Source organism: Pontibacterium sp. (assembly GCF_041587635.1).
Classification (GTDB): domain Bacteria; phylum Pseudomonadota; class Gammaproteobacteria; order Pseudomonadales; family Balneatricaceae; genus Pontibacterium.
Genome location: NZ_JBFGYC010000206.1, coordinates 1 through 6,392, shown reverse-complemented (window position 1 = coordinate 6,392; position 6,392 = coordinate 1). Strand labels below are relative to the sequence as shown.

The following is a 6,392-nucleotide window of genomic DNA, read 5'->3' as shown; positions in this document are numbered from 1 at the left end:
CTGCCTTGAGTGTATCAATCACGCCGCGGGCACGCTGATCAATCTGGTCATGGTCGACATACAGCCAGTTGCCGTCGCTCAGCTCCACCGGCACACCTGTGGCAATCGGATCGGCGGCCATGGTTCGCAGCTGATCATCGTCCAGGCCATCCAGTGCGCCTGAAATATTGAAGTTGGCTGCGGTTTCCAGGTGCTGACGCACAAACTCGGCAATCTCCTCAGAGAACTGGGAGTAGAGTACGACTTCTACTTTTTTCATTTGGGTCATCTCTTTTATTACCTCGCCAATCAGACCTTGATCCAGACGCCTTTTGTCTCAAGGAAATAATCCAGCTGTTCCGGACCCAGATCTTTACCGATACCTGACTGCTTAAATCCGCCGAACGGCATAGAAGGATCACCCGGATCATGGATATTTACCCATACGCTACCGGCTTCCATCTGAGGGATCAGGCGGTGGGCGCGGGAAAGATCTTGTGTCCAGATACTCGCGGCCAGACCAAAGATGCTGTCATTGGCCAGCGTCATCGCTTCCTCTTCGTCGTCGAAGACCGACATTGCCAGCACGGGTCCGAATATCTCCTCCTGCACGATAGTCATATCGTTGCGGCAATCGGCAAACAGGGTCGGCTGGATAAAGTGACCTGGGCCATCGATAGCGTGACCACCGGTCACCAGTGTGGCACCTTCGGCCTTACCTTTATCAATATACCCCAGAATGCTGTTGCGCTGTCCCGCCGAGATGACAGGGCCCATAACACCTGTTGGGTCCAGCGAAGGTGCCAGCTTTATGCTTTCGGCGATAGCCTGAACCTTCTCAACTGCTTCTTCGTAGCGGGATCGGTGTACATAGAGGCGTGATCCTGCAGAACAGACCTGACCGGCATTGAAGTACACGCTGTTCAGTGTGGCGCGTGCGACAGCATCAATGTCCGCATCTTCAAACGCGACCATCGGGGATTTTCCACCCAACTCCAGCGTCATATGGGCCACATTGTTAACCGCGGCTGCACCAACAACCTTACCCACCGGGGTTGAACCGGTGAAGGAAACCTTAGCTACATCGGGGTGCGCCACCAGATGGTTACCGATCACGGAGCCTTTGCCGGTGACGATGTTAATTGCACCATGTGGCAGACCTGCCTTAATGCACAGTTCCATCAGGTAAAGCATTGACAGCGAGGTGAGCTCTGCTGGCTTCAATACTACGGAACAGCCAACCGCCAGCGGCGCTGCCAGTTTCCAGACGGCCATAGCGAACGGCCAGTTCCACGGTACGATGGCACCAACAACTCCCACCGGTTCTTTACGGGTGTATGTGACGCATTCGATTGGGAAAGAGGTGTCGCGGGTTGCTCCCTGAATCTTGGTCGCCCAGCCAGCGAAGTACTCGAATGTGTTGGCACCCACATTAATATCGACGGCTTTACAGCCGGTGATGGCTTTTCCGCTGTCCAGACACTCAATCTCAGCCAGCGTTTGGGCATTTTCACGAATCAGTTCTGCAATTCGGCGCAACACCTGTTCGCGGTCACGTGGAGTCGCTTTGGACCACTCGCCCTTTGTCATCGCATGCTTGGCCGCAGCCACTGCGGTATCAACGTCATCGGCTGTGCCGAGAGGGATCTCGGTCAGTTGGCCGCCGGTAGAGGGATCTTCGACCCGCGCCATCGGGTGATTACCGTTGATGAACTCGCCATCGATAAACATACGCTTAGGTTGATCGAGGAATCGCAGGGTGTCGGCGGTAACGCCATACTGATCGATCAGCGCGCGAACATTCGCATCCATAATTCTCTGCCTTTTTATTGTGGTCGAACGAAGTTGAATGGGTACGTAGCTATTGCATTGATGCGTTTGGCTCAGTGCTTGGACTGCCAGAGGAGTTAAGCGCCATAACCAATGCTTTTTAAGACGTTGGCCTATTTAAGCACGAGGAATTCATGAATGAGTTACCACCAACAGGGTACGAAAAGGCGGGAGAAATGGTGGGTGAATATGGTCGGATTGCGTGGAATAAGAAGAGATCAGGGGATGTCAGGGGCGACCTAACCCTACCAGCCAGGCTGCCAGCAACAGAGGAATGATAAACGCGCAGATCTTGCGTCCTGAGCGCCATATCTCGAGTTGTTCGCGTTCTTTCATCGCAATATGGGAGGCGATCACATCGTGCACTTCAGCCAGAGCCGCTTTCACCGCGCTATCGATCTTCATGCCCAGATACAACACCATAATGTGGCAAACGAGTGTTGCCAGCAGGCTAATTAATAGCAGCCATCCGGCGGGTGCAGAAAAATTGGCGTAATAAAATTCATACATAAAGCTACCGGTATGAAATTGGTTTAACCCTGTTAAGGGGCCATAACCTAAGTATTGCATAGATCACGGATCGCACTTTTTTATGACTCAAATACTTCCGTGCTACATTCTGAAATAGCCCTTGGTTACATGGCATTCCCCAAAAAGATGTATTCTTAGGTTTATAGTCGTGGACCAGGTTAAAGGCGCTCAGGAAGCACAGAAGTTTTCTCCTTAGGGGCAGAGAGGTTCGTGGTTACAGCTTGTAGATGGTTGGCTTCTATTTCGAGATGCCATTCATGCTAACGTGAGCTTTTTACTCAATCCATTAACCACGAGATAGTTGGCCTCGTTGCCATATATCTCCTCCTCTAGAACGAATTACAGAATGTTTTGCTATGTCGTTTAATACTGTTGAACTTAATCGCCAACGCCAACCGTTGGAACACTTGGACACTGTCTGGCTGTTTGGCTATGGCTCACTGATCTTTAAAGTGGATTTTGAGTATCTGGAATCGCGTCCCGCTAGCATTCAAAACTGGGAACGTCGCTTCTGGCAGGGGTCTCATGATCATCGTGGTACGTATGAGGTACCAGGGCGGGTGGTCACACTGGTTGAGTGTGAAGGCAGTCATTGTAAGGGGATCGCCTATCGGGTATCCACGGAGGTGTTCGATCATCTGGATGTCCGGGAAAAGAACGGCTATCTGCGCTTTTTTACCCCGATGACATTTGATGATGGCAGCCAGAGGGATGGACTGGTTTATGTCGCATCCGAAGACAACGCCGCGTATTTGGGGCCGGACAAGGATGAGCAAATGGCCAGACAGATCGCGATGGCATCCGGTCCCAGCGGTCCTAATGCTGAGTATCTACTGAAACTGGCAGACGCATTACGTATGTTGGGAGATCACGACGAGCATGTATTCCGTCTGGAAAAGTTGCTCAAAAGCGAGTCTAGATAAATCGGCGGGTTACGCCAGTGACATTACACTGGCGCGAAGGATTGAGGCAATCTGGCTGCGGAAAAACGGAAGAATCTGCCCACAACTACAAGGCATTGATCACCTGGCCGCCATCCACGGTGATAACTGAGCCGGTCATAAATGATCCCGCATCGCTGGCGAGAAGTAACAACGGACCGACAAGCTCATCTACGTTGCCGAGGCGACGCATCGGCATTTTCTGTTTGATGTAATCTTGACCCGGTTCGCTGCTAAAAAATGCGTCGTTCATCTCTGTGCGTATATAACCCGGTGCAATCGCATTAACACGGATCTGGTGACGTGCCAGTTCGAGTCCTAAGGATTTGGTCAGTTGGATAACACCCGCTTTGGCAGTGGCGTAGTGGCTGAGTTTAGGGGCTACACGCAGGCCAAGGATGGATGCGATATTGATGATGCTTCCGCTTTTTTTGTGGTTGATCAGGCGGTTTGCGGCTTCTTGGCTGAGGTGCCATACCGATTTCAGATTGGTGTCCATCATGTTATCCCAGCTCTCTTCGCTCATGCTAAGGAAGTCACCCGGATCGCCAATGCCGGCGTTATTGATCACAATATCGACGTGGCTAAATGCTTGTTCAGCGCTATCGAACGCTTCTTTAATGCTGTCTGTTTTGGTGACGTCCATCATGACCGGAAGGGCTTTACCACCGTCTTGTTCTATCTCATAGGCAAGGTGGTTAAGGCGTTCGATCCGGCGAGCACAGATCACAACGTTGGCGCCAGCTGCGGAAAGGGCCTTGGCAAAGTGATGCCCCAGACCACTGGACGCACCCGTCACGAGTGCAGTTTTGCCGTTCAGAGAAAAACGTTCACAAGTCATTTTAATAGGCTCACAGGAGATTAATCGCTGCCGCAACGTGCAGCGATATGGGTTAACAAAACAAGTAGTTAGAGGGCTGGTTTCAGTCTATCTTAGCCGCTCTGGAACTACATGACGGGCAAATACGTCATCCAGTGTCTCATGACGCTTGATCATATCCGCCTGATCACCGTTGACTAACACCATACCGGGACGGGGCAGGGCATTGAAGTTTGCGGCCATTGGTTCGATGTAGGCACCCGTATTCAGCATGGCGATAATGTCTCCGGCTTCCAGTTCGGGTACGGGTACTTGTTGGTACAACCACTCAGCGTTACAAGTCATACCCACAATATCGAAACGGTGGTTTCTGGGACGGTACGCTTTATTCGCCACAACGTAATCAAAAGGTGGGGTCGGGTTTACACCCATGATGCCGAGAAATACTTCTGATGTATCCACTTCTGCCCAGCGATGATCCAGATTAATGGATTCCTGTTTGATGTTATGAACCTGGGTGAGATGGATCATGGTTTCGTTGTGAAGTCCGCGGCCGGGTTCAACTTCGATCATGATTCCGTTGGTGGAAAGCCCATGTCGTTGCATGGCGTTACGGAAGCTCGTGGTGATTGTACGGGCATAATCACCTAGAGAGGGGGTCGGATAATCGGTGACCGCAACACGTGTTTCCTGATCCTGAGGTGCGGCAAAACCACCGCCAAAATCCACTTCCTGAGGAATCCATCCCCCCATCCGTGCGCTGAGTTGGCTGATCAGGTCCACATACCCCTTAATCAGCTGGGACCATACGGCTAGTTTTTTGCTGTGTCGGCCCATATGGATATGCACACCGACAGGCTCGACAAAAGGGAGCTCGATCGCACGGGGCCCCATTGGCAACACTTCAGATGTTGGGATGCCGTATTTAATTGTCTGAGTTAGCTCCCTGATCTCCTGTTGTGGCAGAAAATCAGATCTCTCCCCCAGATCATGCAGATAGGGTTTAAGGCGAAACATGACCCGAGCGGTTTTGTTGAGCTTTTCACCGACTTCATTGCAGATCTCCAGCTCTTTTGGGCTATCCAGCACGATACGTGCGCCCAACAGAATCGCTTTTTCGATGATTGCGTGGTCCTTGATAGAGCCGTTGACCGAGATCATTTCCGGGTTAACGCCACCACGCAAAGCACATTCCAGTTCGCCGGGACCAAATACGTCACAGCCAGCACCCTCCTCAGATAATACTCGTCGTACTGCGATCGTTGGGTTCGCTTTAATCGCCGGCATTATGCGGACTTCGCCCTCAGGCCAGTGCGCCTCGAATGCCGCCTGATATGCACGTAGATTCTGGCGAAGGTGCTTTTCTGACAAGACAAACAGTGGGGTGCCAAATTTTTCTGCCAGTTCAACGGTGCTACAGCCTTCAATATAAAGCTGCCCCTCTTTGATACTTAATGTATTACTGCGAGTTTCGTCGTTATGACTCATATAAATGTTCTCTTATACGAAGATAATCCGTTAAAAAATGCTGCCCAAAGGGCAGCTAAGATTCCAGGGGATGAGCAATCTGAAATAATGGTGTGTCGTCGCGTATTACTCTCAATATTAAATTGGGTTCAATGTAGATCTAATATTGAAAGGGGTGGTGGGTTAATAGCTCTGGTTTTGGCTTTTAGTTTAATCGTCTGTTGGTTTTTATGATTGCTCGTTTTGATGAGTGCTTTTATGTGTTTCTGAAAGTATTGGGTTGTTATTTTGTTTCTACCGTTTTTAGGGCTTTTAATGAATACCCCGTATAGGGTACGAGGTGTTTTTTATAGCAGTGCCCCAATGAGTATGTATGCGGTAATTCTTTTTGTTTTTTAAGAAACTTATTATATTACAAGGAGTTGGCGTTACCCTGTTGTGGGTATTTTCGAATGGCATGCTCTTGCCTAGTGTAAGGGTATTCAGAAATTCATTAGTACCTGGGGTATGGCATGTCGAGTTTGTTTTTTGTGTTTTTTGATCGTTAACTCTTTGTGGGTATTCCTGGTGGTGAGTTCTTGAGATAAAAATTAATTACGTGAAATGGTCGGGGAATAGGTTTCTAAATATTTTCCAAATAGCAGGGCTGAATAAACAGTGCCGCTTCCAGAGTCATGGTTTAAGTTTTAACTTGTAGCACGGAGAGATCGATGAAAAATAATAAAGAAAGATCGAACGTTAGATGGCGGTTGCCTGTTCCTCGGTTAGCGGGTTTTGCAGTCGCAATACTGCCTTTGGCGATTGCCACTAATGTACATGCGGTT

At 49.9% G+C, this 6,392-nt stretch carries 6 protein-coding genes; 1 reads left to right on the top strand and 5 read right to left on the bottom strand.

The annotated features are described in order from the left end of the window. The 3 genes from ABYW01_RS11320 to ABYW01_RS11310 all read right to left on the bottom strand — a co-directional run. On the bottom strand, window positions 1-259 hold a 259-nt coding region (locus ABYW01_RS11320), incomplete at its 3' end, for a hypothetical protein (protein WP_372832775.1). Window positions 260-288: 29 nt separating this feature from the next. Further along, a complete protein-coding gene (locus tag ABYW01_RS11315; protein ID WP_372832774.1) occupies window positions 289-1,791 on the bottom strand; it encodes an aldehyde dehydrogenase in 1,503 nt (500 codons plus the stop codon). A gap of 246 nt (window positions 1,792-2,037) precedes the next feature. Beyond that, window positions 2,038-2,319: a hypothetical protein gene (locus ABYW01_RS11310; RefSeq protein ID WP_372832773.1), complete on the bottom strand. Its 282-nt coding sequence runs from the start codon at window positions 2,317-2,319 to the stop codon at window positions 2,038-2,040. A gap of 377 nt (window positions 2,320-2,696) precedes the next feature. On the opposite strand from ABYW01_RS11310, the gene ABYW01_RS11305 reads away from it, so the two are divergent. Beyond that, window positions 2,697-3,263: a gamma-glutamylcyclotransferase gene (locus tag ABYW01_RS11305; protein WP_372832772.1), complete on the top strand. Its 567-nt coding sequence runs from the start codon at window positions 2,697-2,699 to the stop codon at window positions 3,261-3,263. 85 nt (window positions 3,264-3,348) lie between these two features. Here ABYW01_RS11305 and ABYW01_RS11300 read toward each other — a convergent pair whose 3' ends face one another. Together ABYW01_RS11300 and ABYW01_RS11295 are read right to left on the bottom strand one after the other, a co-directional pair. Continuing rightward, window positions 3,349-4,122 (bottom strand): SDR family NAD(P)-dependent oxidoreductase, encoded by a 774-nt coding sequence (locus ABYW01_RS11300; RefSeq protein ID WP_372832770.1) that lies wholly within the window; start codon window positions 4,120-4,122, stop codon window positions 3,349-3,351. 87 nt (window positions 4,123-4,209) lie between these two features. Continuing rightward, on the bottom strand, window positions 4,210-5,589 hold the full coding sequence (locus ABYW01_RS11295) for a hypothetical protein (RefSeq protein WP_372832768.1): 1,380 nt from the start codon (window positions 5,587-5,589) through the stop codon (window positions 4,210-4,212). Window positions 5,590-6,392 lie beyond the last annotated feature (803 nt).